Origin of the sequence: Janthinobacterium sp. 17J80-10 (genome assembly GCF_004114795.1) — a bacterium.
Classification (GTDB): domain Bacteria; phylum Pseudomonadota; class Gammaproteobacteria; order Burkholderiales; family Burkholderiaceae_D; genus Paucimonas.
In genome coordinates this window covers 204,818-228,152 of record NZ_CP035311.1, presented here as the reverse complement: position 1 = coordinate 228,152, position 23,335 = coordinate 204,818, and the positions used below count along the sequence as shown (strand labels likewise).

The 23,335-nt window shown below is 60.9% G+C and carries 26 protein-coding genes and 1 tRNA gene (1 of these 27 only partly in view); 17 read left to right on the top strand and 10 right to left on the bottom strand.

Annotation, left to right across the window (positions count from 1 at the left end):
• Nucleotides 1-207: 207 nt before the first annotated feature.
• On the top strand, nucleotides 208-1,110 hold the full coding sequence (locus EKL02_RS00920) for a hypothetical protein (protein WP_128900275.1): 903 nt from the start codon (nucleotides 208-210) through the stop codon (nucleotides 1,108-1,110).
• Here the strand turns inward: EKL02_RS00920 and EKL02_RS00915 are convergent, their stop codons facing one another.
• Both EKL02_RS00915 and EKL02_RS00910 read right to left on the bottom strand, forming a co-directional pair.
• Nucleotides 1,111-2,205 (bottom strand): acetate/propionate family kinase, encoded by a 1,095-nt coding sequence (locus tag EKL02_RS00915; RefSeq protein WP_128900274.1) that lies wholly within the window; start codon nucleotides 2,203-2,205, stop codon nucleotides 1,111-1,113.
• Nucleotides 2,202-3,608 (bottom strand): bifunctional enoyl-CoA hydratase/phosphate acetyltransferase, encoded by a 1,407-nt coding sequence (locus EKL02_RS00910; protein WP_128900273.1) that lies wholly within the window; start codon nucleotides 3,606-3,608, stop codon nucleotides 2,202-2,204. The genes EKL02_RS00915 and EKL02_RS00910 overlap by 4 nt, the downstream gene beginning before the upstream one ends.
• 331 nt (nucleotides 3,609-3,939) lie before the next feature.
• Here EKL02_RS00910 and EKL02_RS00905 point away from each other — a divergent pair, with 331 nt between their 5' ends.
• Together EKL02_RS00905 and EKL02_RS00900 are read left to right on the top strand one after the other, a co-directional pair.
• Nucleotides 3,940-4,413 (top strand): hypothetical protein, encoded by a 474-nt coding sequence (locus EKL02_RS00905; RefSeq protein WP_164931911.1) that lies wholly within the window; start codon nucleotides 3,940-3,942, stop codon nucleotides 4,411-4,413.
• A gap of 19 nt (nucleotides 4,414-4,432) precedes the next feature.
• Nucleotides 4,433-4,627, top strand: coding sequence for a DUF1289 domain-containing protein (locus EKL02_RS00900; protein ID WP_128900272.1), 195 nt, complete (start codon nucleotides 4,433-4,435; stop codon nucleotides 4,625-4,627).
• Here the strand turns inward: EKL02_RS00900 and EKL02_RS00895 are convergent.
• Nucleotides 4,624-5,700 carry a GGDEF domain-containing protein gene (locus EKL02_RS00895; protein WP_164931910.1) on the bottom strand — a complete coding sequence of 359 codons (1,077 nt, stop codon included), beginning with the start codon at nucleotides 5,698-5,700 and terminating at the stop codon, nucleotides 4,624-4,626. The two genes, EKL02_RS00900 and EKL02_RS00895, sit on opposite strands and share 4 nt — an antisense overlap.
• Before the next feature lie 130 nt (nucleotides 5,701-5,830).
• On the opposite strand from EKL02_RS00895, the gene EKL02_RS00890 reads away from it, so the two are divergent.
• Nucleotides 5,831-6,841 (top strand): alpha/beta hydrolase, encoded by a 1,011-nt coding sequence (locus tag EKL02_RS00890; RefSeq protein ID WP_128900270.1) that lies wholly within the window; start codon nucleotides 5,831-5,833, stop codon nucleotides 6,839-6,841.
• Nucleotides 6,842-7,012: 171 nt separating this feature from the next.
• Complete coding sequence (locus EKL02_RS00885) at nucleotides 7,013-7,717, top strand: alpha/beta fold hydrolase (protein WP_128900269.1); 705 nt, start codon at nucleotides 7,013-7,015, stop codon at nucleotides 7,715-7,717.
• Between the two features lie 3 nt (nucleotides 7,718-7,720).
• Here the strand turns inward: EKL02_RS00885 and EKL02_RS00880 are convergent, their stop codons facing one another.
• Entirely contained in the window at nucleotides 7,721-7,939 is a 219-nt protein-coding gene (locus EKL02_RS00880; protein ID WP_128900268.1) for a hypothetical protein, read from the bottom strand.
• On the opposite strand from EKL02_RS00880, the gene EKL02_RS00875 reads away from it, so the two are divergent.
• Nucleotides 7,926-8,528: a hypothetical protein gene (locus tag EKL02_RS00875; RefSeq protein WP_128900267.1), complete on the top strand. Its 603-nt coding sequence runs from the start codon at nucleotides 7,926-7,928 to the stop codon at nucleotides 8,526-8,528. The genes EKL02_RS00880 and EKL02_RS00875 overlap by 14 nt on opposite strands.
• Nucleotides 8,529-8,577: 49 nt before the next feature.
• Here EKL02_RS00875 and EKL02_RS00870 read toward each other — a convergent pair whose 3' ends face one another.
• Entirely contained in the window at nucleotides 8,578-8,835 is a 258-nt protein-coding gene (locus tag EKL02_RS00870) for a hypothetical protein (protein WP_128900266.1), read from the bottom strand.
• A 147-nt stretch (nucleotides 8,836-8,982) separates the two neighbouring features.
• On the opposite strand from EKL02_RS00870, the gene EKL02_RS00865 reads away from it, so the two are divergent.
• Together EKL02_RS00865 and EKL02_RS00860 are read left to right on the top strand one after the other, a co-directional pair.
• Nucleotides 8,983-9,606, top strand: a complete 624-nt coding sequence (locus tag EKL02_RS00865) for a GGDEF domain-containing protein (protein ID WP_128900265.1) — start codon at nucleotides 8,983-8,985, stop codon at nucleotides 9,604-9,606.
• A 79-nt stretch (nucleotides 9,607-9,685) separates the two neighbouring features.
• Nucleotides 9,686-9,895 carry a SlyX family protein gene (locus EKL02_RS00860; RefSeq protein WP_128900264.1) on the top strand — a complete coding sequence of 70 codons (210 nt, stop codon included), beginning with the start codon at nucleotides 9,686-9,688 and terminating at the stop codon, nucleotides 9,893-9,895.
• 256 nt (nucleotides 9,896-10,151) lie between these two features.
• Here EKL02_RS00860 and EKL02_RS00855 read toward each other — a convergent pair whose 3' ends face one another.
• Complete coding sequence (locus tag EKL02_RS00855; RefSeq protein WP_128900263.1) at nucleotides 10,152-10,646, bottom strand: hypothetical protein; 495 nt, start codon at nucleotides 10,644-10,646, stop codon at nucleotides 10,152-10,154.
• A 21-nt stretch (nucleotides 10,647-10,667) separates the two neighbouring features.
• The gene (locus EKL02_RS00850) at nucleotides 10,668-10,976 is read right to left on the bottom strand and encodes a hypothetical protein (protein WP_128900262.1); all 309 of its coding nucleotides are present in this window, start codon (nucleotides 10,974-10,976) and stop codon (nucleotides 10,668-10,670) included.
• 60 nt (nucleotides 10,977-11,036) lie between these two features.
• Here EKL02_RS00850 and pip point away from each other — a divergent pair, with 60 nt between their 5' ends.
• On the top strand, nucleotides 11,037-11,999 hold the full coding sequence (pip, locus tag EKL02_RS00845) for a prolyl aminopeptidase (protein WP_128900261.1): 963 nt from the start codon (nucleotides 11,037-11,039) through the stop codon (nucleotides 11,997-11,999).
• On the opposite strand, the gene EKL02_RS00840 is transcribed toward pip, so the two are convergent.
• The gene (locus EKL02_RS00840; protein ID WP_128900260.1) at nucleotides 11,996-12,589 is read right to left on the bottom strand and encodes an SRPBCC family protein; all 594 of its coding nucleotides are present in this window, start codon (nucleotides 12,587-12,589) and stop codon (nucleotides 11,996-11,998) included. The genes pip and EKL02_RS00840 overlap by 4 nt on opposite strands.
• Before the next feature lie 320 nt (nucleotides 12,590-12,909).
• On the opposite strand from EKL02_RS00840, the gene EKL02_RS00835 reads away from it, so the two are divergent.
• From EKL02_RS00835 to EKL02_RS00815, 5 genes are all read left to right on the top strand, one after another.
• The gene (locus EKL02_RS00835) at nucleotides 12,910-13,383 is read left to right on the top strand and encodes a TonB family protein (protein WP_128900259.1); all 474 of its coding nucleotides are present in this window, start codon (nucleotides 12,910-12,912) and stop codon (nucleotides 13,381-13,383) included.
• 84 nt (nucleotides 13,384-13,467) lie between these two features.
• Nucleotides 13,468-14,259: a YdcF family protein gene (locus EKL02_RS00830; protein ID WP_128900258.1), complete on the top strand. Its 792-nt coding sequence runs from the start codon at nucleotides 13,468-13,470 to the stop codon at nucleotides 14,257-14,259.
• Nucleotides 14,260-14,416: 157 nt separating this feature from the next.
• Nucleotides 14,417-14,719, top strand: coding sequence for a DUF883 family protein (locus EKL02_RS00825; protein ID WP_128900257.1), 303 nt, complete (start codon nucleotides 14,417-14,419; stop codon nucleotides 14,717-14,719).
• Nucleotides 14,720-14,730: 11 nt separating this feature from the next.
• On the top strand, nucleotides 14,731-15,123 hold the full coding sequence (locus EKL02_RS00820) for a phage holin family protein (protein WP_128900256.1): 393 nt from the start codon (nucleotides 14,731-14,733) through the stop codon (nucleotides 15,121-15,123).
• A 9-nt stretch (nucleotides 15,124-15,132) separates the two neighbouring features.
• The gene (locus EKL02_RS00815; RefSeq protein ID WP_128900255.1) at nucleotides 15,133-15,507 is read left to right on the top strand and encodes a hypothetical protein; all 375 of its coding nucleotides are present in this window, start codon (nucleotides 15,133-15,135) and stop codon (nucleotides 15,505-15,507) included.
• A gap of 111 nt (nucleotides 15,508-15,618) precedes the next feature.
• On the opposite strand, the gene EKL02_RS00810 is transcribed toward EKL02_RS00815, so the two are convergent.
• Entirely contained in the window at nucleotides 15,619-16,476 is an 858-nt protein-coding gene (locus EKL02_RS00810; protein WP_128900254.1) for a c-type cytochrome, read from the bottom strand.
• Nucleotides 16,477-16,676: 200 nt separating this feature from the next.
• Between EKL02_RS00810 and EKL02_RS00805 the strand changes: the two genes are divergently transcribed.
• Together EKL02_RS00805 and EKL02_RS00800 are read left to right on the top strand one after the other, a co-directional pair.
• Nucleotides 16,677-16,752 (top strand) — tRNA-Arg (locus tag EKL02_RS00805).
• Nucleotides 16,753-16,939: 187 nt separating this feature from the next.
• Nucleotides 16,940-17,644, top strand: a complete 705-nt coding sequence (locus EKL02_RS00800; RefSeq protein WP_128900253.1) for a PAS domain S-box protein — start codon at nucleotides 16,940-16,942, stop codon at nucleotides 17,642-17,644.
• 459 nt (nucleotides 17,645-18,103) lie between these two features.
• Here EKL02_RS00800 and EKL02_RS18080 read toward each other — a convergent pair whose 3' ends face one another.
• On the bottom strand, nucleotides 18,104-18,280 hold the full coding sequence (locus EKL02_RS18080) for a hypothetical protein (RefSeq protein ID WP_164931909.1): 177 nt from the start codon (nucleotides 18,278-18,280) through the stop codon (nucleotides 18,104-18,106).
• Between the two features lies 1 nt (nucleotide 18,281).
• On the opposite strand from EKL02_RS18080, the gene EKL02_RS00795 reads away from it, so the two are divergent.
• Nucleotides 18,282-23,335, top strand: the beginning of a protein-coding gene (locus EKL02_RS00795; protein ID WP_128900252.1) for a VCBS domain-containing protein. Its footprint extends 18,871 nt past the window's final position; only the first 5,054 of its 23,925 coding nucleotides appear in the window; it begins with the start codon at nucleotides 18,282-18,284; its stop codon lies off the right edge, out of view.

The following is a 23,335-nucleotide window of genomic DNA, read 5'->3' as shown; positions in this document are numbered from 1 at the left end:
ACGCGGTGCTGGCGGCACGGTTTCGGCCACTGCTGCGGGAAGGATGGCCAGACTCGTCAGCATCGCGAAGACGGCACGTAAGGATTTCATGTCGGCGCGCTTCTCCAGCGAAAACCTGATGGGTTTTTAAAAATAATTATTCTATTGCAATTTGATTAATCGCTGGGTAATGTTGGCGCGTTTTCTTACACGACCGTATCCACTGCCATGAAACTCAAGGCTCTTCTCACGCGCCACCATGCCAACTTGGCCCTGTTGGTCGGCAATGGCATTAACCGCTATGGCGCGACCCTGCAGGGCAATTCCTGGGATGCGCTGCTCGGCGCGCTGGCAAGAAGACACCTCGATCCTGCGCATGACCGCGTCCCGCCCGGCATTTCCCTGACTGAATTCTATGATGTGCTGGAACTGGGGTATGCGCGCAACAGCAGCGAGGCGGGATTGCAGGCGCAGTTCTGCGAGCTGATGGCCGGATGGCAGCCGCTGCCGCAGCATGAACGCATCGCCCGCTGGGCACTGCGGCACGCCGTGCCCGTATTGACCACAAATTTCGAAAGCACGCTGGGCGAGGGCGCCTGCAGCACGCTGCAGCGCACGCGCCAGGCCGGCTTCACCGCCTTCTATCCATGGGAGCGCTATTACGCTCCGCAAGCCGTGGCCGACCCGTGCCGCGAATTCGCTGTCTGGCATATCAACGGCATGCAATGCTACCGGCAGAGCATCCGCCTGGGCCTCAGCCACTACATGGGATCGGTGGAACGGGCGCGCAGCTGGTTGCACAAGGGCGCGGGAAGGCTCTTTTCCTGCAAGGACCTGCAGGCCTGGCAGGGTGCGTCGACCTGGCTGCAAATCCTCTTTCACAAGCCTTTGCTGATATTCGGGCTGGCGCTGGCGGAGAACGAAGTCTTCCTGCGCTGGCTATTGATCGAGCGCGCCAAGTATTACCGCTGTTATCCCGACCGCCGCCAGCCGGCCTGGTATGTCCACACGGCCGGCGACAAGGATGGCGGCAAGCACCTGTTCCTCAAGGCCGTCGGCGTGGAGTTGGTCGCTATGGCAAGTTACGACGACATCTATGGCGAGTCGACCTGGACGCTGCCTTCCGCGTGACTATGCAAATTCCAGGCAATGACCGGCAATCATGCGCTCTTCGTCGGCTTCGACCACCAGCACCTCGAACGGCCCCAGGAAGGCGAGGTGGCGGCTGACCGCCTCGCGCACCTGGCTGGAATGCTCGCCTATGCCGCCGGTGAAGACCAGCGCATCGATGCCGGCGAGCGCCACCGCCATGCGCGCCGCATGCTGGGCAGTCATCATGCAAAAATAATCGATGGCAAAACGCGCTGACGCGCTGTCGCTTTCAGTCAGCGTGCGCATGTCGCTGCTGATGCCGGAAAGCCCCATCAGGCCCGACTCGTGCGACAGCACGTGGTCGATCTCGTCGCCGCTCATGCCGAGCTGGCGCATCATGTAGAGCGTGACGCCCGGATCGATGCTGCCGCAACGCGTGCCCATCGGCAGGCCGTCAAGGGCGGTCATGCCCATGGTGGTGTCGATGCTTTTGCCAGCATGCATGGCGCACAGGCTGGCGCCGTTGCCGAGGTGCGCCGCCACCACCCGGCCTTGCGCCAGGCGCGGATGACGTTCGCGCAGCACTTGCGCCATCCATTCATAGGACAGGCCATGGAAACCGTAGCGGCGTATACCGTGTTCGCGCAGCTTGCGCGGCAGCGCATATTCGCGAAACAGCGGGTCATGGCTGGCATGAAATGCCGTGTCAAAGCAGCCCACTTGCTGCGGCTCCGGATAGATCTGCGCCAGGGTGCGCACGGCCGCCAGTGCATGCGGCTGGTGCAGCGGCGCCAGCGGCACAAGGGACTCCAGATTTTCCATGGCCTGCGCCGACAGCACCACCGGCGCGGCGTAATATTCGCCGCCGTGGACGATGCGGTGGCCGACAGCGCGGATGCGCCAGTTGTCGTCATGGCGGTCGATCCACTCGACGATGGCGCGCAGCGCGTGCGCCTGGTCGATGCCGGCCTCAAGCCTGGTGACCGGTTCGCCGTCGACGATGAATTCCGGCCGGCTGCCGATGCCGGTGATGCGGCCATTGGCAAGCAGCGGCAAGTCTGCCTGCGCGCCAAAGACGCGGAACTTCAGGCTTGATGAGCCGGCGTTCAGGACCAGCAGGACATCGCTTTTCATTTGACGGCCCCCGTGCGGCGGGCATCGGCCATGCGCACCGCCAGCGCGCACGACATCATGCGCGTGCGCAGCGAGTCGGCGCGGCTGGTCAGGATGATCGGCACGCGCGCGCCCAGCACGATGCCGGCGGCATCGGCGCCGCCCAGGAAGGTCAGCTGCTTGGCGATCATGTTGCCGGAGTGGATATCCGGCGCCAGCAGGATGTCGGCGTCGCCCGCCACGGCGGATGCCAGGCCTTTGTCGAGCACGGCTTGCTCGCTGATGGCCAGGTCGAGCGCCAGCGGACCGTCCAGTTGCGCATGGTCGATCTGGTGGCGCTCGGCCATCTTGCACAGGCATGCCGCGTCGACAGTCGCCTGGATGTTCGATTTCACTTTCTCGGTTGCGGCGAGGATCGCCAGCTTGGGCCGGGCAGCCGGGTCGACAATGACGCGCCACAGGTCGATGACATTGCGGCAGATGTCGGCTTTTTCATCCAGGGTCGGGGCGACATTGATGGCGGCGTCCGTGATGAACAGCAGCTTGTGGTAGGTCGGCACGTCCATGACATAGGCATGGCTGATCCTGCGCTCGGTGCGCAGGCCGCCTGCACTGGGCAAGACCGCGCCCAGCAGTTCGTCGGTCGGCAGGCTGCCTTTCATGAGTGCGGCAACCTCGCCATGCGCGGCCAGTTGCACGGCGCGCGCCGCCGCCGCGTGGCTGTGTTCGGCATCGATCACCTGGTAGGCGCGAATGTCGATGCCGGCGTCCAGGGCTGCCTGGCGGATGCGCGCTTCAGGCCCGACCAGCACCGGCTCGATCAGTTTTTCCAGGGCCGCTTCATGCGCCGCCTGCAGAGCGATTGCCGTCACCGGGTGCACCACCGCCGTGCGTACGGGCGCCAAGGCTTCGCAGGAATCGACCAGCTGGCGGTAGCGGTCGTGGTTGTGCAGTTGCACTTCGGGCAGGTCGGGGCGCGACAGGCGGATCTTGCTGGTGGGCGCAATCACCACGGCAGTGCCGGCGGCGACCGTTTCGCCAAGGCCATTCCTGCACAGGCAGTCGAAGATGACCACATGCTTGTGGTCGTGCTTTTCCTTGACGGTCACCGACACGCGCACCGTTTCGCCTGGGTGCACCGGCTTCTTGAAGTCGAGGTTCTGGTTGAGGTAGATGGTGCCGGGGCCGGGCAGGGTGGTGCCCAGCACGGACGAAATCAGCGCGCCGGTCCACATGCCATGGCCGATCACGCCGCCGAAGGCACTGTCGCGGGCGTAGTCGGCGTCCAGGTGGGCCGGATTGACGTCGCCCGACATGACGGCGAAGAGTTCGATATCGCGTTCCGATAAGGTCCGCGTCACCATGGCGCTCTGGCCGATTTTCAGCTCGTCGTAGGTGACATTCTCCATTTGCTGCTCTTGCATTGTGGCTCCCCTGTCATGATTGTGGCGCGCCTCGCACATCGGGCGGGCGCATTTTGCATCCGGTTTCCAGTATACGTGATGCCATATTGTGTGGGCGTAAATGCAACACTTGCGATATGCCGCGGCCCCCCTGGCGAGTTGCAGGTTGCACAGCAGGGCGTTATTGCCCAAAGTGCTCATCGCCGCAAGCGACGCGGCGCCTGCGACAAGCGCTGTCTTTTGAATCGATCCCTAACTTGTTGTAGAAGTAACCGAATGAAACTTTTCGTGCTTTTCCTCGTCAGAACCTCGATAATTTAATCGTAGAAACTAACCCTGATAGGTAAAGAGCATGGTCAAACTGATCAAATCGGCAACGCTTCTGATGCTGGTATTAGCCGGTACGGCAGCGCATGCCTCGGATGTGAATTTTGGCGTCAGTGTTGGCGGGCAAGTTGCGCCCGGCGTCTACGGGCAGGTTAATGTCGGCAATGCGCGACCCGTGCTCGTTTATCAACAGCCGATGGTCATTATGCAGCCGGTGCGGCCGATGCAGCCGATCTACATGAATGTGCCTCCCGGCCATGCCAAAAAATGGAGCAAGCACTGCCACCGCTACAATGCCTGCAACCGGCCGGTATATTTCGTCAAGACGGCGGAATACGGCGGCGATTACCACGGCGGCGGGCGGCATGAACATCGGGGCGGTGACCGCTACGATTACGATCGCTCAGAGCGTTCACGCGGGCATGACGATGACCACGGTCATGGACATGGCAAGGGCAACAAGCACAAGGACAAGCACAAGGACAAGCACGACCATTGAGTCGCGCCGCCATGAAGTAATGTCGCAGGTTTTCAACAAAAATCGCCCGGATACGCCTTGCGTAGCTGTTTGCTCAACGTTGTTCGATGATATCTGTCGCGGCTGCGGTCGCACCGCGACGGAAGTCTCGCACTGGGTCTACTTGACGCAGGCGGAAAAGGATGCGGTGTGGGAGAGGATCACCCGTGAGGGTTATCCGAAGCGGCAGGGCTAGTCCAGTGCGCGGTTCTTGCCGGCCTGCTTGGCGCGGTACAGTTTCTGGTCGGCCTGGTGGATGAAATTGTCGACCGTATCGGGGACGGACGCCACCTGCACGCCAAAGCTGATGCTCAGGCGATGCGCGATGCCGCCCGGCTGGAATTCGATGGCGGCGATCGCCGCACGCAATTTTTCTGCCACTTCCAAGGCAAGTTCCGCACCGGTTTCGGGCAATAACACCAGGAATTCCTCACCGCCCCAGCGGCACACGATGTCATGCTGGCGCAGACGGGTGCGCATGGCGTGGGCGATGGCGCGCAATGCTTCGTCGCCTGCAGCGTGGCCGTAGCGGTCATTGATCTGCTTGAAATCATCGACATCGCCGTACAGGATCGCATACGGATGCTGGTGCCGCAGGTAACGGCTGTTCTCTTCTTCCAGCCGATCCAGCATATAGCGCCGGTTGGGCAAGTCGGTCAGCACATCGGTTTGCGAGAGCCGGTCGATTTGCTCGCTGACCTGTTCCAGCGCGCCCTGGCTTTTGGCGCGCGCAAATTCGTGCAAGCCGGTAAACAAGACCAGCGCCAGGAAGGTCGCGGTGTACCGCAGCTTGAAGGCAGCCGAGTAAGCCGCGATCTCGATGAACGCCGGGGGCGCCAGGAACAGCACCAGGATAACGCCCAGCATGGCGGCGATGACGGCAAGACCGAAGCGTGCGCGCAGGATCGACAGCGCGACCACGGCCATAGGGTAGCCCCACAGGGGCCCGGTGTGGTCGACGCCGCCGGTAGCCACCAGAAAACCGAACAGCGCCAGCAAGCCGTAAGTAAAGCCATAGCTGGCCCAGTTGCGATTGCCGGTAACGCGGAACAGCACGATATTGGCGAGCGTGATGCCGCCGTGTACCAGAGTGAACCAGGCGAGCAAGTGGCGCTCCGCCACTAGATTGGCAACCCCGAATCCGAACAGGAAGATGCTGGCCACCGCATTGCCCAGATAAAGCAGCAGCGCTTGCCGCCGCAGCTCGATGGTTTCATAGCGCTGGCGCAGCGTGTCGCCGCTTTGCATGGTCGCCGCCTGTGCTGGCATATCTTTTTCTCTCCGATTCATCGCATTTATATACTAGCAGTAATATTGTTTTGTTTATATAAATGCATGGTCTCGCCGTGGGAAAATCGCGCCATCGTCATGCACGCATCGACTTCACAAGGGAGATTTCATGAACCGGTCAAACTGCCGCGCGGCCCTGCATGCCGCACCCACTGCCCGCGCCGCCTGGCGCCGCGGCGTGCCCTTGCTGCTCGTGACGCTGCTGGCGTGGCAGAGCGCCAATGCGGGCTCCTTGCGCGAGCGGATTGCCGAGCGGCGTGCCGCCCGGGCCGAACAGAATGTGCCGGAGCGCGAGGCGGCAAGTACGCCTGAGGGGGCATCACGTGCCCTGCCTGCCGGCGTCACGGTGCGCCGCGACTTGTCCTATGGGCGCGATCCCCGGCAGCGCTACGACCTGTACCTGCCGCCGCGCGCGCAGGATGCACCGGTTTTGTTCATGGTGCACGGCGGCGGCCGGAAGCGCGGCGACAAGGCGATGGCGTCGGTGGTGGACCCCAAGGTGGCGCACTGGGTGCCGCAAGGGGTGATCCTGGTTTCCGTGAATTACCGTATGCTGCCCGAGACGCCACCGCTGGAGCAGGCGCGCGATGTAGCGCGCGCACTGGCAGCGGCGCAAGCGCAGGCATCATCCTGGGGCGGCGCGCGCGGCAAATTTGTCCTGGTGGGGCATTCGGCAGGCGCGCACCTGGTGACGCTGCTGGCGGCTTCCCCGAGTCTCTTGCGCAATGCCGGCGCCGCCCCGGTACTGGGCACCATCGCGCTCGACAGTGCCATTTACGACGTCGAGCAAGTCATGCGCGCGCCGCATGCCCGACTGTACGACGATGCCTTTGGCGCCGACCCAAAATTGTGGGCCGACGTCTCGCCATATCGCCAGCTCGAGGGTGCAATGGCGCCGCTGCTGGCCGTCTGTTCCGCCCAGCGCAAGGCGGCTTGTCCGCAGGCGCAGCATTTCACCGCCAAGGCACAGTCCCTGGACGGCCGCGCTCAAGTGCTGGCGCTGGACATGTCGCATCGGGAAATCAACTTGCTGCTCGGGCAGGATGCCGCCTACACCCGCGAGGTCGACCAATTCCTGCGTTCGCTCGATACGCGTTTGGCGCAATTGCTGGCGCTGTAATCAAAAAAGCAAGATTGCGGCGCCGCAGCAATCTTGCTTCCCGGTAGGTTTTAAATGCCCTCCCCGAACGGATAGTGGCATCCGGCCCGCCTTGCCATTACATTGCCTCCATGCCGACGATAGCAAAAAAATACGGCCCCCCTAAAAAATTACAAGCACCTAGGAGACATTATGAAATCAGCATTCTCGCTTTCCCGTTTACTCGCCGCCGCTGCCCTGGCAGTTTCCAGCTTCGCCGCCCAGGCCGCCTGCCTCGACAATGTCGTGCTGGTCCACGGCAACATGGCTTATCCATCGAGCTGGAACAATACCGTCGCCGAGCTGAAGGCCCGCGGCTACGTCGCTTCGCAATTGTTCCTGCCAAGCTGGGGTTCCAAAATCAATGCCGGCAGCAATAGCCATGACGCAACCAATACCGGCGTCGTCAAGAGCGCCCTGCAATCGGCCCTGGCTTCTTCCTGCACCGGCAAGATCGATGTCATCGGCCATTCCATGGGCGTGACGCTGGCCATGAAGGCGATCAACGAACTGGGGTACTCTTCCAAGGTCAACAGCTTCATCGGCGTGGCCGGCGCCCAGCATGGCTTGAATTCGTGCGGCGTGTATCCGTTCAACGTCTGGTCCGCCACCTGCGGCTCGGCCGGCCTGTCGATCGACAGCCCGCTGATCGTCTCGGTCAAGAACAAGCGTTACGGCGCCAAGATGTATTCGATCAAGAGCTGGATGGATGAACTGGTTTGTATCGGCAGCTGCTATGTCTGGGGCGCCCATACCAGCAACATCGACATGCAGAATGCCAGCTACGACTATGCGCTGGGTCACCTCGGCCTGCAAGCCTATACCACCATCAAGCAAGCCGACCTGATCATGAATTGAGTTTCAATCCGCCGCCAGCGCGGCGGCACAGGTTTTACTGTGGCATCTCCCGTTTATCCCCAGGCATCCACGCTTGCCTGGGGATTTTTTGTTTTGCGGCGTCACAAAATCGCCACCAATTTGCGCGACGATGCCGGCAACTGGCGGTACCTTTAGGATATGCTTCGTCTGTGGGGCAGGGTTTTCACTTAATTGAATTCGAATATCTATGAAACTGATCAAGCTATTTTTCCTGGGATGCCTGCTGGCGGCAGGGCAGGCCTGGGCGCAGGACGCCGGCAACGCCAGCGGCAACGCTTATGCGCCGAGCCATCTGGCCGCTGCCGAGCGCGTGGTCTATGCAATGGCCTTGCCGGAACGCTTTATCATTCCGACCCGGCAATTGCTGCAGAACAGCCTGGAAAAAGATCCGGACAACGCTCCCCTGATGTCGTCCACCATGGCGCCTTATCTGGAAAAGCAATATACCGCGCAGCATTTGAAAGGTTATTTTGCCAGCCAGTTCGACCAGGCCACCTGCCAGCAGATTGCCGCGTTCTGGGAAGGCCCGATCGGCAAGAAGCTCGTCAAGACCCAGGTTCGCATGCTCACCACTGGCGAGGCGCCGCCGCTGGAATTCACGCCGAAGGAAAAGGCGATCATGAAACGCTTTGATGCGACCAAGGCTGGTCAGGCTTTTGTGGGCGCGATGCCGCAAATCGAGGAAACTTTTGCGGAATACATGAAAAATACCCAGATGCGCATGCGCGAGCAATTCATGATCAACCTGGACAAGAAACTACGGCAAGAACCACCAAAACCTTCTGCCTGAGTTGTTTTCGTATCGCTGCGCCGACACCTGTTGCGGGTGACGGCGTCGTTTATTTTTGGCGCTGCAACTGCTTTTCAAAAGCCGCATCATGGCGGCTGATCTTGACCTGCTTTTGCGGGCCGGTGCGGTTGACCAGGGCAATGAATTCTTCCTGGGTCAGCTCGTCGCTGATTCTTTCTGCAGCGCCTGTGGCGCTGGTGCGCAGCAAATAAAAAAACCCGCTCGCGGTCACGCCCATGGAATAGCGATGGGCGGGGTCGCGCGTATTGAGGCGGGTGACGGCGGCGCTGGCTTTGGTCGATCGCATGAAAAATCCGTCGGTTGTGCAACAAAGAAGCGACTAGTCTAGCTGGATTCGGCGCTACAGGCAGCCGATGCCATCAATATTTCCTCTCTTCAATTCAAATATGCTATCGTTGCCTTCGACCCTTTTTGAGGCATTCGGGAGTTGTTCATGACAGACGCAAATCATTCATGTGGTAATTGCGAGCAGCTGCGCACCCAACTGGCAGAAAAAGAAACGGAAATTGCCCAGTTGCGTGCCCGCATGGACGAACTTGGCCGGCACGATTCCATCACCGGGGCACTCAACCGCCGCAGCTTGCTCGAAACGCTGGTGGCCGAGTTGCAGCGGGCGCAGCGCACCGGCCATCCCTTCTGTTTTGCCGTGCTTGAACTTGACCGCTTCGAAGCCGTCAGCGGGCAGTACGGTCACCTGGCCGGAGATGCCGTTCTGAAAAAAATGGCGGATACGGCCATCAAGCTGCTGCGCACGGTCGACCGTTTCGGCCGCTTGGGCGGCGAATCCTTTGGCATCGTCTTGCCGGCAACCTGGCTCGACCAGGGCATGATTGCCATGGGCCGTCTCTCCAAGGCGATTGCCGATTGCGACTGGGGCGATACCGCCCCCGGCCTGAAGTTGACATTTTCCGGTGGGATTACCACCAATGCCTTTGGCGATACGGCTGAATCAATGATCAAGCGCGCCGAACAAGGCATGCGCCAGGCGCAAGGCGAAGGCGGTCAGCGCACCATCCAGATCGAAGAAGCCTTGCCCACCGGCTTGCCCGGCGCCTGAACCCACGGGATTGCGGCGCTGGCCTTATACTGGCGAGGCAGGCTGGCATATGGCTTGCCTTACGGAGCGTGGCAAAAACATGACAGAAAACCGATTGGTCGAGATTGAAATCAAGCTGGCGCGCCAGGAAGACTTGATGGATACGCTGAACCAGACCATTTACCGGCAACAAAAGAAAATCGACGAACTCGAAGCCTTGTGCATGGCGCTAGCGCGCCATGTCCAGGATGTGCGGCAACGTGCCGACGAGCTCGGTGGCGCCGGCGACGAAAAGCCGCCACACTATTAGCCTTTTCCAGCGCATCTCCGGCCTGCATGCCTTTTCATTCCAGATGGCATTGCTAACTTGCCTGCATGTAATAACTGGTTGAACTCTGCCAGCACTTCCCTGTCGATTAGTAATAGACAGTTGCAGCTTGCTGCAGCAAAGGGAATCCAATGCGCACCTTGTCCAGGTTGTCGAGCAGCGTGGCAGTCTTTGCCACCTTCTTGTTTTCTGCCTCCAGCAATGCCCAGCCCTCCTTAGCGTCCGGCGTGGGCCCGCCTCAGGCCGCGCCAATCATGCTGGCGCAGGTATTTCGCGATTCCGCGCCGGCCGGCGTGGCCCAACGCTCCGGTGGCGGGAGTTTGCCCGGGGGGGCGAATCCGGCAAGCGGCGGGGCAGTGATGTCGCCGCAGCCGACGCCTGACAGCCCAACTTCACCCCCGTCATCTGCGTCCACGTCCGCTTCGCCGCCGCTGCCGCGCATCCCGCCGAGTGCGCCCGCAGTGGCCGCATCGCTGGAGTCCCAGCCCGCGCGCAGCGCCGCGGTGCCGCCAGCACCGGCCATGCCGTCCGCGCCTGCGCAGCAATCCGCCGCTTCGCCTGCTCCGGCGCAGGCTGCCGCCCCGCCCGCTGCCAGCGGTGGCTCGGCGGTGGTGATGGTGCCGGCAGGCGCACGCCCGATAGCACCGCGAGCGGTCTTGCCGAAAATGCGCGCGCAGCAACGCAGTAAGCAATATGCCGGCAAGGCGCGCCCGGTTTCCGAGGGCGGTGGCAAAAGCGCCAGCGCAGCGGGCCGTTAGCGGGGAGCGGAGGTGCCATGCCGAGTTCCAGGCTGGCGTTCGTGGCGTTGTTCTTGCGCATGTTCTGACGGTACTCCGCCGCGCTCTGGATCAGGGTCGCGCTCTTCCTCATCGTGCTCGATCTCGCGCGGCAGGGACTCGACCTCGTCGATCTCTTCTTCTTCATAGTCGGCGTCGCCACCCGGTGCACGGGCGCGCAGCCGGGACTGGCGTACCGGGAGCTTGTAGGCGTTCATCTGGCATTGTCCATGACATGCTTCAAACGTCAGACCGCCGGCGCCATGGCGAGTTCGCCCTGGCAGCATAGCCGTGAATGCCGGCCCGGCGTATCATGACATTTTCAATGTCGACGTCGTGCCCCGCCCATGAACAATGTATTGCCGCTGTTTCCCCCGATCGAGCCTTACCGCTGCGGCACGCTGGCAGTGGATGACCGCCACACGATCTACTGGGAAGAGTGCGGCAACCCCCATGGCATGCCGGTGTTGTTCCTGCATGGCGGCCCCGGCGCCGGGCTGTCGCCTAACCACCGGCGCTACTTCGACCCGGCGTATTACCGTATCGTGCTGTTCGACCAGCGCGGCGCCGGCCGTTCCACGCCGCTGGGCGAATACCGCGACAACACCACGCCGCTTCTGGTCGATGACATCGAGCGTCTTCGCGCCATGCTGGGCATCGACCGCTGGCTGGTATTTGGCGGCTCGTGGGGGTCAACCCTGGCCCTGGCCTATGGCCAGGCGCATCCGGCTGCTTGCAGCGGCTTCATCCTGCGCGGTATTTTTTTGTGTACGCCGGCCGAGATCGACTGGTTCATGCATGGCATCCGCTGGTTCTTTCCGGAAGCGCATGAAGAATTCGTGCGGCAAATCCCGCAGGAGGAGCGCGGCGACTTGCTGCAGGCATTCGCCCGTCGCCTGTTCGGCAACGATGAGGCAGCGTGCCTCGCGGCCGCTCGCGCCTGGGGCCGCTATGAAGGCAGTTGCCTGCATTTGCTGCCGCAGCCGGAGGCGGTCGATGCCTTCGCCACCGACACCACCAGCATCGGCATTGGCCGCCTGGAAGCGCATTACTTTCTCAATGCCGGCTTTTTCAGCGATGACCAATTGGTGCGCAACGCCGCGCGCCTGCGCCATTTGCCCGCCGTGATCGTACAGGGCCGCTACGATGTCGTGTGTCCGCCGCTCTCGGCATACCGCCTGCACCAGGCCTGGCCGGAAGCAAAATTCCACATGATCGCCGATGCCGGCCATGCCGGCATGGAACCGGGCATTGCGCGGGCGCTGGTGGACGCCACCGAACAGTTCCGGCGGCAAGGGCATTTCGATTAAAGGCGGCGCGCCTCAGCGCGCCGGCGCCGGAGAATTTCGGCGCGCATTTCGCGGAATTGCTCGCGCACTTCGCTGCCGATGAACTTGGCGCCGACCACCGGCGGCACCCATATCGCGGGGATGGATTCGCCATGGAATTCCACGCGCGTGGCGTCGCCTTCGCTGCTGAGCAGCGTGGCCCCATCCATTTTTTTCATATTGCCGGACAAGAGGCGCGAGCGGATCAACGAGTGCGGCGTCAGTTCGACTTCCCGCACCGATTCGAAGGAAAAGCTGAACATGCCGCGCGCAGCCTTGCCGGTTTGCTCCACCTGCAGCTTGTTGCCGCTACGGCTGACCACCTTGCTCGATTGCAGGTTGGAAATGAATTCGCTCATGTGATCAAAATCGGTCAGCACCCCCCAGGCTTCCTGCTGGCTGGCCGCCACGCTGAAGCTGACATCGACCACGATGGCGTCGCCATTCTTGTGGACCGCGACAGTGACGTCCGGCTCGGCGTCGGCTTCCGAGCCCAGCGCGGTGGGAATCGAACAGCACAGCGCAAGCAGGCAGATGAGGCGGGAAAGGCGGCCGGACAGGGAGGTCAACATGGGGTGAAAGTTTTGTGTGGTACGGCAAGTTATCATTTCCCCAAGCGTGACTCAAGTATTCTTCTGCACGCAGGCATTGGCGGGTCTGCCACAGGGAGCATATCGAACTTGCTGCACCAGGGCGGATTTTCATAGAATGAATGACGGACAGGTCGTAGGCATGACGACTATGTTGCTTTTGGGAACTATTTTTGCGCTCGTCTGTCCTACGCCAGCGTGCCCTTGCGACAAGCGCTCAGCATGCCTATTCATTCACCCATTCCCGGGATTGGCCAGCAAGAAAGGCACCGGGATCAAGGATAACTATAAGGTCAATTGCCATGAAACAAACGAAACTCTGCCTGCTGTGCGCCATCGCCATCCTTGCGGGGTGTGCGAGTGACGCGCCCCTTTCGACGTCAGCGGTTCGTGGCAGACCCGGCACGTCCGATACGCTGCCCGCTCCGGCAGCCAGCGTGACTGCTTACAAGGTCGCGCTTGCCAACCACATTGCTGCCGCTAATGGCGAGCGCATGTATGCCGGCCGGCCGCAAGCACTGCTGCGCTCGGTGGTCGTGGTGAAATATGTCGTCGATGGTGACGGACGCCTGGTGCGCTCGGAAATCATGCGCTCCAATCATGACCGCACGACCGAGGCCACGGCCTTGGCCACACTGCGCAACAGCGCGCCGTTCCCGCCGCCGGCACCGCACCTGCTGCAGCGCGGCCGGCTCGAACTGGCGGAGACGTGGCTGTTCAATAACGATGGCCGCTTCCAGCTGCGTAGTACGGCGCAGAAACAAGTAGACGAGTGAACGGGAGGCTGCGATCCCGCTGGTTGCTTGACGACAGGCCACACTTTCTTGCACAGTGCGCCTATCCAAACCGGGAAAGTCTCCATGAGTGCAAGCTGGGTCTTCAATACCGTCATCGGCACGATCCTGCTGCCGCCCTTTAACATGATCCTGCTGTGCGCGATCGGCTTGCTGGTCGCGCACAAGCGGCCGCGCCTGGGACGGCGCATCAGCGCGCTTGCGCTACTCTTGCTGACTGCCCTGAGTACGGGATTCATCGCCAGCCAGCTTGGCGCCCCCCTGGAAAACCGCAATCCTCCCCTGGCAACGCCCGCAAGCCTGGATGCCGAAGCGATCGTGGTCCTGGCCGGCGGGCGCTTGTCAGAGGCCCCCGAATATGGCGGCGCCGATGTGCCCAAGCTCATCACGCTGGGACGCATGCGCTACGGTGCTTATCTGCAGCGCGCCAGCGGCTTGCCGCTCCTGGTTTCCGGCGGTTCGCCCGACGGCGCGCCGGAAGGCGAGGCAACATTGATGGCGCGGGTGCTGCAGGGCGAGATGGGCGTGCCGGTGCGCTGGATCGAGGATGCCTCCGACAACACTGCACAAAATGCCGAGTTTTCCGCCCGCATCCTGCGCCAGGCCGGCATCCAAAAAGTCGCGCTGGTGACCGATGCGTTGCATATGCCGCGTGCCCGTCGCGCCTTCGAGCAGCATGGCTTGACGGTGCAGGCGGCGCCTACCGTCTTCGTTTTTCGCGGGGAACATTCCTTCAACAGTTTTCTGCCCTCGGTGCGCGGGATCGATCTGAGTTACTACGCCCTGCATGAATGGCTGGGCTTGTTGTGGTACCAGCTGCATGGTCAAAAGCCTCCTACCTTTAGTTCTGCCGGCTAAGTGGGCGCTTACTTTGATGGTTTCTTCCTAACCCGATACAGCAAATTGGGGCGGGAATGGGAAGGTTTCCAGTGCGGAATCAAACTTGCCGGCTTGCCGGTAATAGCATGGCTCGGTATGATAAGACCGACAATTTGATTTCACATGGAGAATCAACATGACTGCTTCCAGCTATAAAACAGTGCGCAACGATATGAAAACCCTGGTGCGGGATGCCCAGCAACTGTTCCGTGAAGCGAGCGTCGCCACTGGCGAACGCGCCGACGAGTTGCGGGCCAAGGGCCAGGACCTGCTCGACAATGCCGCCCAACGCGCCCAGGAATTGCAAGCCGCCGCCCTCGAAACGGGCAAGGAGCTAGCCAGCACCACGGACGACTTCGTCAAGGAAAATCCCTGGAAAGCGGTGGCCATCTCTGCCGGCGTTGGCGTCTTGCTCGGCATGCTCATCTCCCGCAAGTAAGCGCTTACTGGATGAATATCGATACCTCCGGCGAAGAACCGCTACGTCCTGGCATCATTGCCGGTGCGGCCAGCATGGCGCGCAATCTTCTGGGCCTTGCACTGTGCCGCATCGAGCTGGCGGCACTGGAACTGGCGGATGTCCGCGCCGCCTTGCTGAAGCTGGCGGTATTTTTTGCCGCCGGTGTCGTCACCGCATTTTTTGCGCTGGCATGCTGGACCGGACTGGTGGTGATACTGGCCTGGGATAGCCTGGGCTGGAAAATCCTCGGCATCGTCGCCCTGTTCTATACCCTGGCAACGCTGGTCATTGCCTTGTATGCGCGCGCCATGATTCGCGACGGCCGCCTGGCGATGCCGCTGACCATGGCGGAATTGCGCAACGACCGCGACGCCCTGCAATAAGGCGTATTCATGAAACCGACCGATCAAAAACAGGCATTGGTAGCGCAAGCCGCACGGCACCGGCAAGGCATGGTGCAGGCCGGCCATGCGCTGGCCGAGGGCCTGCACCCCGGCGCCCTGGTCCAGGCGGTCGGCGGCTTGGCGCTGACCGGGCTTGCACTATTGCGGAATAAAAAGAGTGGCGTGGCGTCCGGCGGGATGGCGGCATTGCTGCCGCTGGCATTGCCCGTCGCCATGCGCGGCTTGTCCCTGCTGGGCCGCTTCAAGCCTTCCGGGCCGACAACGCGCAAGCTGTTAGCCGCCGGTGCACTCGGCGCGCTGGCTGCTTTTGCCCTCAAGCGCGCGAGTGCCCGGCGCCGACGCACCCGCCACGACCGCCCCTAGCGCCGCCATTGCCGCATTCCAACCGCCGCAACCTCGGCGTCTTATTGCGTTTATAGAACTTCCATAAAAAAGCCGACCCGCAGGTCGGCTTCTTGTCGCAAGCGCGGCGGCTTACTTGGCCGCGGCCATCATGTAATCGACGGCTGCCTTGATTTCGGCATCGGAAGCGGACGAGCCACCTTTGGGCGGCATGGCGTTCAAGCCCTTGATGGCGCTGGCGTGCAATGCATCGGCGCCTTTTTTCAGGCGCGGCGCCCAAGCGGCCTTGTCACCGAACTTCGGCGCGCCGGCAATGCCGGCACCGTGGCATGCCACGCAGGCCGAGTCATAGATCTTCTTGCCTGCATCAGCAGAAAGGGCTGCCGGGGCTGAGGCCGGTGCGGCAGCAACTGCAGCAGCAGGAGCGGCGGCAGCAGGCGCGGCAGCTTCGGCAGCCGGTGCAGCAGCTGCCGGGGCGGCTTTTACAGCAGGTTCCTTGAAGCTTGCGCCCGACTTGTTGGCCATGAAGACCACGGCGCGCGCGACTTCAACGTCATCCAGATCCGGATTGCCGCCCTTTGCAGGCATGCCGCGGATACCGCTGATGGCGTGGGCGACCAGCTTGTCGTATCCTTGCGCAATGCGGGCCGACCAGCCCCCGGCGTCACCCAGCTTCGGTGCGCCAGCCAGGCCGCCGTCATGGCAGGTCGCGCAAACGGCCTTGTAGACGCCATCGCCGGTTTGCAACTGACGCGGGGCGTTTGAATCCTTGAGGGTAAAGCCCTCGTCACCGACCGGACGGATGCGTGCAGCGGTAGCTTCGGCGATTTGTTCATTGGAGAGGCCCGACAGGCCGCCTTTTTCGCCAGCGACGAATTTCGTCAGCAGCACGATGACCAGGATCGGCACGATAAACGCTGCCGCGATCACAGCGATCAACTGCTTGGGTGTTTTAATCAAGGATTCGTGTTCGTTGTGTGCGTCGCTCATTATTCCCTCAAGACATTTTTTTAAACTGGTAGGCGGGTACGCACGGATCCGAAGCCAAGCTGGGATTTCATTGCGCAATAGGTCGCCAAACCTTTGATTATAGACGCAATACTGTCGATTTGGAACGGATGGCAAGCGGTTTGCATGGACGACATGCCAGAAAAACGGTATCCTTCTGGACTCTTCTGTATTCCTCCTACGCGGCTGTAGCTCAGTGGATAGAGTATTGGCCTCCGAAGCCAAGGGTCGTGGGTTCGATCCCCGCCAGCCGCACCAGATTTAGAGATGTGAGCGAAAAATATATTTTGCCCATCTCCACGCCATATTTATAATTTGAAAAAACAAGCTGCCAACACAAGCCTTCTTCCTCTATTCGGATCAAGCTGCTTGTTAAATTAAACAATTATAAATTTGTCAGCATTTTTCCAGCTTCTTGTTTCGGTAGTCAATCTTCCCATTTACCATGCAACAAAATGGCCCCAACGTACTGACGAATTTCATGGATTTGCTGCCGGATGCAATCTGTGTGGTTGATACCCAAGGGCGATTCATTTCTGTTAGTGGTGCTTGCGAACGAATTTTCGGATATACGCCAGACGAAATGGTGGGCAAGCAGATGATTGACCTGGTATTCCCCGAGGATCGCACGAGGACATTGAAGGCGGTTGAGCGGATTGAGGCCGGCTACCTGCAGCTGCATTTCGAGAACCGCTATATCCGCAAGGATGGCCGCATCGCCAACATCATGTGGTCGGCCCGCTGGTCGGAGACCGATCAGGTCAGGGTTGCTGTGGCTCGCGATGTCACCGAGCGCAGACATACCAATCCCATCGATGTGGCTTCCCAAGCCATTGCCGATTCAGTACCGCGCTGGCGCCTGTCAGGTTCGCCGCCATGCCTGACTCCCCCCGGCTTCGCGCCGATTACCCTCTCCGCTCAAGACTACACGGTACTGCTGGCCCTGGCCGCAGGTGGTAATAGTGTCAGTCGCAAGACAATTGTTTGTGCGCTGGGTGAGGACTACGTGGATTATGACCAACGTCGGCTCGACACCCAGATGCGCCGCCTGCGTCGCAAGGTCGAGGAGGCTTGCGGCCTCCAACTGCCCGTGACCACCTTGCGGGGTATTGGCTATCGTTTTTACGACGAAATCGAAGTTTGCCGGTAAGGCCAAACTGCCCCGTCATTTTGTCCGTTCTTCCCTTCGTTGTCTTTCGGCAATGTTATTTAACACGCCGCTCAGATTTGCTCAGGCAATTTCTGTTTAGAAACTTCTACTATTGAGAAATATCAATTCTCAAGATGGCAGATGTCCGTCTGGGAATAGGAGATGTTTCAGGAATTGCGGCCATTCGGCCTTCATGACGGCCGCACGGTTTCCAACCTGTGCCCTCATGGAGGTCGATACCGCGTCACAAAAATTCCAATTTACGAACTGACAGGTTGCATCGATTGTTCCTTCAAGGACTACTATTTTGACTACCAACAACGAAACCAGTGCAGTTCAGCGGAACGCCATCGGCAAATTTGAAGGCCCCGTACTGGATTTATCGACAGTGGATAGCAATAAGCTATCACGTGTTGGCGACAACCTGGTGGTCAAGTCCCCAAACGGGGAGATAACTGTTTATTCCAACTTTTTCAGCGACCCGAATGCCGCATTTAAAGTGCCTGGATCGCTGGCGGAATTTTCTGCGGAAATACTCATCGCAAATTTTCCTTTTCTGCGCGCAGCGCAGGCCGCCACCCAATTATCCAGCGGGACTACCGCCGACGCTGATGCCGGATCAGCCGCATCAATCATCGTGGCGCATATTCGTGAAACAGATGGCCGCGTCAAGGTAATACGAGACGGCAAGGAATTTTTCGGTAAGCCAGGCGATGCCATTCTTGCAGGCGACAGCCTTGACAGCACGGGCGGTGTCGCGGTCAAGATGGAGTTCGTGCGGACGAACTCTCGAAGTGGCGGTGACCAGTTGGCCACCGGTGTCATTGGTGCCAATTCCCGCATTTTGTTTCAGGGCGAAACGATTGCACAAGGCGGTATTCAGAAGCAGACGGTCACATTGAATTTAAGTGGCGGCGCTATCGCAATCGAGAATTTGTCGAGCATTAGCGACAGCATTCATATCAATACACCAGCAGGTCTGGTGGCGGCCCGAGGCCAAGGCGTCGGGATCCACGTCAATGCGATCACGGGTGAGACGACGGTCGTGGCGCTCGGAACGAGCGGCTCCGCTATGGTTGCCGATACCGGGATCTTCATACAACGAGCGGGCATTGAATCCCGGATTTCGGTGCCAGGCGATGGACTTGTCCTGCAAACAAGCGACTCTCCCGCATCGCAGGCCGGATCGCTATCGTCCGCGCAGGTTGATCCGATTTCCCGTCTGGTTGCTGCTCCCGGCGCCAGCACCGGGGGGGCGGACCGTGCAGGGACTGTCAGTGGCACCCTCAGCGCAGACACGGGTGACAATGCAAATCCAATTTTCGCCAGCAATTCGCGCGGGCCAATTTCGGGTAGCACTGCCGGGTCGCCGACAGCCTCGACCACATCATTTTCCGAACTTTCCCCTTTTTCCGGTGGCAGCCAAAACGCGCCATTTTCCGGGACCTCTGGCGTATCGACCACTCCCGTGCCTGCATCGAGCACAGACAATTCGATTGTTCCGCCTGTTGGGACGACGGGCGGCAATGCAACAGATGTGAATACGCCTCTCGTCCAGAGTCCACCCCCGGTGGTCCCGACGATCATCACTGGCAGTACTGCCGCCAGTTTGAACGAAACTGACGCAATACTCCTAGCTACCGGTACCCTGGCGACTAACAATAGTTCGGTAATTTTTGTTCCTCAGACGCTGGTCTCCGGTAGTGGCGGGTACGGGAAGTTCAGTATCGACGCTGCCGGAGCGTGGAATTACATTGGCGATAGTGCGCACAACGAATTTATATCTGGCGTGGTTTACACCGATAGCTTTACCGTTGTCACGAAGGACGGAAAAAGCCAGACGGTGACTGTCACGATCAATGGCACCAACGATGTGCCGGTGGTGAGCAATGCCGGTGCTGCCTTGCTGGGTACTGTGACCGAAGCCGGTCATGCCGATGACGGTACGGCCACAGCAGGCACGGTGAGCGCCACGGGCACGCTGGCTGCGACCGATGTCGATGCGGCAGCCACAAAAACCTGGAGCATCGAAGGCACGCCGAGCACGACCTATGGCAGCATCGCCATCGATGCATCCACGGGGGTGTGGACCTATACGCTGGACAACACCCTGGCGGCGACGCAGGCCTTGAAGGAAGGCGAAGTCGTTACCCAGACCTATACCGCCCGTGTCACCGATGACTTCGGTGCCTATGTCGACCAGACCGTCACGATCACGATCAATGGCACCAACGATGTGCCGGTGGTGAGCAACCTGGCGGCAGCATTGGCAGGCAGCATCACGGAAGCAGGCCATCTGGATGACGGCACGGCTGTAGCCGGTACCGCCAGCGCCACCGGCACGCTGTCTGCGACCGATGTCGATGCGGCAGCCACAAAAGCGTGGAGCATCGAAAGCACGCCGAGCACGACCTATGGCAGCATCGCCATCGATGCATCCACGGGGGTGTGGACCTACACGCTGGACAACACCCTGGCAGCGACGCAGGCATTGAAGGAAGGCGAAACCGTCACCCAGACATACACCGCCCGTGTCACGGATGACTTCGGTGCCTATGTCGACCAGACCGTCACGATCACGATCAACGGCACCAATGATGTGCCGGTGGTGAGCAACCTGGCGGCGGCGTTGGCAGGCAGCATCACGGAAGCAGGTCATCTGGATGACGGTACGGCTGTAGCCGGTACCGCCAGCGCCACCGGTACGCTGGCTGCCACCGATGTCGATGCGGCAGCTACAAAAGCATGGAGCATCGAAGGCACGCCAAGCACGACCTATGGCAGCATTGCCATCGATGCCTCCACGGGTGTGTGGACCTACACGCTGGACAATACCCTGGCAGCGACGCAGGCCCTGAAGGAAGGCGAAGTCGTTACCCAGACCTATGTGGCCCGCGTCACCGATGACTTTGGTGCCTATGTCGACCAGACGGTCACGATCACGATCAACGGCACCAATGATGTGCCGGTGGTGAGCAATGCCGGTGGTGCCTTGCTGGGCACTGTGACGGAAGCCGGTCATGCCGATGACGGTACGGCTGTAGCCGGTACCGCCAGCGCCACCGGTACGCTGACAGCCACCGATGTCGATGCGGCAGCCACAAAAGCATGGAGCATCGAAAGCACGCCGAGCACGACATATGGCAGCATCGCCATCGATGCATCCACGGGTGTGTGGACCTACACGCTGGACAACACCCTGGCGGCAACCCAGGCCTTGAAGGAAGGCGAAGTCGTTACCCAGACCTATGTGGCCCGCGTCACGGATGACTTCGGTGCCTATGTCGACCAGACAGTTACGATCACGATCAATGGCACCAACGATGTACCGGTGGTGAGCAACCTGGCGGCAGCGTTGGCAGGCAGCATCACGGAAGCAGGCCATCTGGATGACGGCACGGCTGTAGCCGGTACCGCCAGCGCCACCGGCACGCTGTCTGCGACCGATGTCGATGCGGCAGCTACAAAATCGTGGAGCATCGAAGGCACGCCGAGCACGACCTATGGCAGCATCGCCATCGATGCATCCACGGGTGTGTGGACGTACACGCTGGACAATACCCTGGCAGCGACGCAGGCATTGAAGGAAGGCGAAACCGTCACCCAGACTTATGTGGCCCGTGTCACGGATGACTTTGGCGCCTATGTCGACCAGACGGTCACGATCACGATCAACGGCACCAACGATGTACCGGTGGTGAGCAATGCCGGTGCTGCCTTGCTGGGCACTGTGACGGAAGCCGGTCATGCCGATGACGGCACGGCCACAGCAGGCACGGTGAGCGCCACGGGCACGCTGGCTGCGACCGATGTCGATGCGGCAGCCACAAAAGCATGGAGCATCGAAGGCACGCCAAGCACGACCTATGGCAGCATCGCCATCGATGCATCCACGGGTGTGTGGACCTACACGCTGGACAATACCCTGGCAGCGACGCAGGCCCTGAAGGAAGGCGAAGTCGTTACCCAGACCTATGTGGCCCGCGTCACCGATGACTTTGGTGCCTATGTCGACCAGACGGTCACGATCACGATCAACGGCACCAATGATGTGCCGGTGGTGAGCAACCTGGCGGCGGCGTTGGCAGGCAGCATCACGGAAGCAGGTCATCTGGATGACGGTACGGCTGTAGCCGGTACCGCCAGCGCCACCGGCACGCTGACAGCCACCGATGTCGATGCGGCAGCCACCCAGACCTGGAGTCTGCAGGGCGCCCCCAGCACGACCTATGGCAGCATCGCCATCGATGCATCCACGGGTGTGTGGACCTATACGCTGGACAATACCCTGGCAGCAACCCAGGCCTTGAAGGAAGGCGAAACCGTCACCCAGACCTATGTGGCGCGTGTCACCGATGACTTTGGCGCCTATGTCGACCAGACGGTCACGATCACGATCAACGGCACCAATGATGTGCCGGTGGTGAGCAATGCCGGTGGTGCCTTGCTGGGCACTGTGACGGAAGCCGGTCATGCCGATGACGGTACGGCTGTAGCCGGTACCGCCAGCGCCACCGGTACGCTGACAGCCACCGATGTCGATGCGGCAGCCACCCAGACCTGGAGTCTGCAGGGCGCCCCCAGCACGACCTATGGCAGCATCGCCATCGATGCATCCACGGGTGTGTGGACCTATACGCTGGACAATACCCTGGCAGCAACCCAGGCCTTGAAGGAAGGCGAAACCGTCACCCAGACCTATGTGGCGCGTGTCACCGATGACTTTGGCGCCTATGTCGACCAGACGGTCACGATCACGATCAACGGCACCAATGATGTGCCGGTGGTGAGCAATGCCGGTGGTGCCTTGCTGGGCACTGTGACGGAAGCCGGTCATGCCGATGACGGTACGGCTGTAGCCGGTACCGCCAGCGCCACCGGTACGCTGACAGCCACCGATGTCGATGCGGCAGCCACCCAGACCTGGAGTCTGCAGGGCGCCCCCAGCACGACCTATGGCAGCATCGCCATCGATGCATCCACGGGTGTGTGGACCTATACGCTGGACAATACCCTGGCAGCAACCCAGGCCTTGAAGGAAGGCGAAACCGTCACCCAGACCTATGTGGCGCGTGTCACCGATGACTTTGGCGCCTATGTCGACCAGACGGTCACGATCACGATCAACGGCACCAATGATGTGCCGGTGGTGAGCAATGCCGGTGGTGCCTTGCTGGGCACTGTGACGGAAGCCGGTCATGCCGATGACGGTACGGCTGTAGCCGGTACCGCCAGCGCCACCGGTACGCTGACAGCCACCGATGTCGATGCGGCAGCCACAAAAGCATGGAGCATCGAAAGCACGCCGAGCACGACCTATGGCAGCATCGCCATCGATGCATCCACGGGTGTGTGGACCTATACGCTGGACAATACCCTGGCAGCGACGCAGGCATTGAAGGAAGGCGAAACCGTCACCCAGACTTATGTGGCCCGCGTCACCGATGACTTTGGCGCCTATGTCGACCAGACGGTCACGATCACGATCGACGGCACCAACGATGTGCCGGTGGTGAGCAATGCCGGTGCTGCCTTGCTGGGCACTGTGACGGAAGCCGGTCATGCCGATGACGGTACGGCTGTAGCCGGTACCGCCAGCGCCACCGGCACGCTGACAGCCACCGATGTCGATGCGGCAGCCACCCAGACCTGGAGTCTGCAGGGCGCCCCCAGCACGACCTATGGCAGCAT

What these genes read in the sequence shown, in the direction of transcription:
- EKL02_RS00920 (WP_128900275.1), top strand. Translation starts at nt 208, where the DNA reads ATGAAACTCAAGGCTCTTCTCACGCGCCACCATGCCAACTTGGCCCTG.
- EKL02_RS00915 (WP_128900274.1), bottom strand. Translation starts at nt 2,205, where the DNA reads ATGAAAAGCGATGTCCTGCTGGTCCTGAACGCCGGCTCATCAAGCCTG.
- EKL02_RS00910 (WP_128900273.1), bottom strand. Translation starts at nt 3,608, where the DNA reads ATGCAAGAGCAGCAAATGGAGAATGTCACCTACGACGAGCTGAAAATC.
- EKL02_RS00905 (WP_164931911.1), top strand. Translation starts at nt 3,940, where the DNA reads ATGGTCAAACTGATCAAATCGGCAACGCTTCTGATGCTGGTATTAGCC.
- EKL02_RS00900 (WP_128900272.1), top strand. Translation starts at nt 4,433, where the DNA reads ATGTCGCAGGTTTTCAACAAAAATCGCCCGGATACGCCTTGCGTAGCT.
- EKL02_RS00895 (WP_164931910.1), bottom strand. Translation starts at nt 5,700, where the DNA reads ATGCCAGCACAGGCGGCGACCATGCAAAGCGGCGACACGCTGCGCCAG.
- EKL02_RS00890 (WP_128900270.1), top strand. Translation starts at nt 5,831, where the DNA reads ATGAACCGGTCAAACTGCCGCGCGGCCCTGCATGCCGCACCCACTGCC.
- EKL02_RS00885 (WP_128900269.1), top strand. Translation starts at nt 7,013, where the DNA reads ATGAAATCAGCATTCTCGCTTTCCCGTTTACTCGCCGCCGCTGCCCTG.
- EKL02_RS00875 (WP_128900267.1), top strand. Translation starts at nt 7,926, where the DNA reads ATGAAACTGATCAAGCTATTTTTCCTGGGATGCCTGCTGGCGGCAGGG.
- EKL02_RS00870 (WP_128900266.1), bottom strand. Translation starts at nt 8,835, where the DNA reads ATGCGATCGACCAAAGCCAGCGCCGCCGTCACCCGCCTCAATACGCGC.
- EKL02_RS00865 (WP_128900265.1), top strand. Translation starts at nt 8,983, where the DNA reads ATGACAGACGCAAATCATTCATGTGGTAATTGCGAGCAGCTGCGCACC.
- EKL02_RS00860 (WP_128900264.1), top strand. Translation starts at nt 9,686, where the DNA reads ATGACAGAAAACCGATTGGTCGAGATTGAAATCAAGCTGGCGCGCCAG.
- EKL02_RS00850 (WP_128900262.1), bottom strand. Translation starts at nt 10,976, where the DNA reads ATGCTGCCAGGGCGAACTCGCCATGGCGCCGGCGGTCTGACGTTTGAA.
- pip (WP_128900261.1), top strand. Translation starts at nt 11,037, where the DNA reads ATGAACAATGTATTGCCGCTGTTTCCCCCGATCGAGCCTTACCGCTGC.
- EKL02_RS00840 (WP_128900260.1), bottom strand. Translation starts at nt 12,589, where the DNA reads ATGTTGACCTCCCTGTCCGGCCGCCTTTCCCGCCTCATCTGCCTGCTT.
- EKL02_RS00835 (WP_128900259.1), top strand. Translation starts at nt 12,910, where the DNA reads ATGAAACAAACGAAACTCTGCCTGCTGTGCGCCATCGCCATCCTTGCG.
- EKL02_RS00830 (WP_128900258.1), top strand. Translation starts at nt 13,468, where the DNA reads ATGAGTGCAAGCTGGGTCTTCAATACCGTCATCGGCACGATCCTGCTG.
- EKL02_RS00825 (WP_128900257.1), top strand. Translation starts at nt 14,417, where the DNA reads ATGACTGCTTCCAGCTATAAAACAGTGCGCAACGATATGAAAACCCTG.
- EKL02_RS00820 (WP_128900256.1), top strand. Translation starts at nt 14,731, where the DNA reads ATGAATATCGATACCTCCGGCGAAGAACCGCTACGTCCTGGCATCATT.
- EKL02_RS00815 (WP_128900255.1), top strand. Translation starts at nt 15,133, where the DNA reads ATGAAACCGACCGATCAAAAACAGGCATTGGTAGCGCAAGCCGCACGG.
- EKL02_RS00810 (WP_128900254.1), bottom strand. Translation starts at nt 16,476, where the DNA reads ATGAGCGACGCACACAACGAACACGAATCCTTGATTAAAACACCCAAG.
- EKL02_RS00800 (WP_128900253.1), top strand. Translation starts at nt 16,940, where the DNA reads ATGCAACAAAATGGCCCCAACGTACTGACGAATTTCATGGATTTGCTG.
- EKL02_RS18080 (WP_164931909.1), bottom strand. Translation starts at nt 18,280, where the DNA reads ATGATTGATGCGGCTGATCCGGCATCAGCGTCGGCGGTAGTCCCGCTG.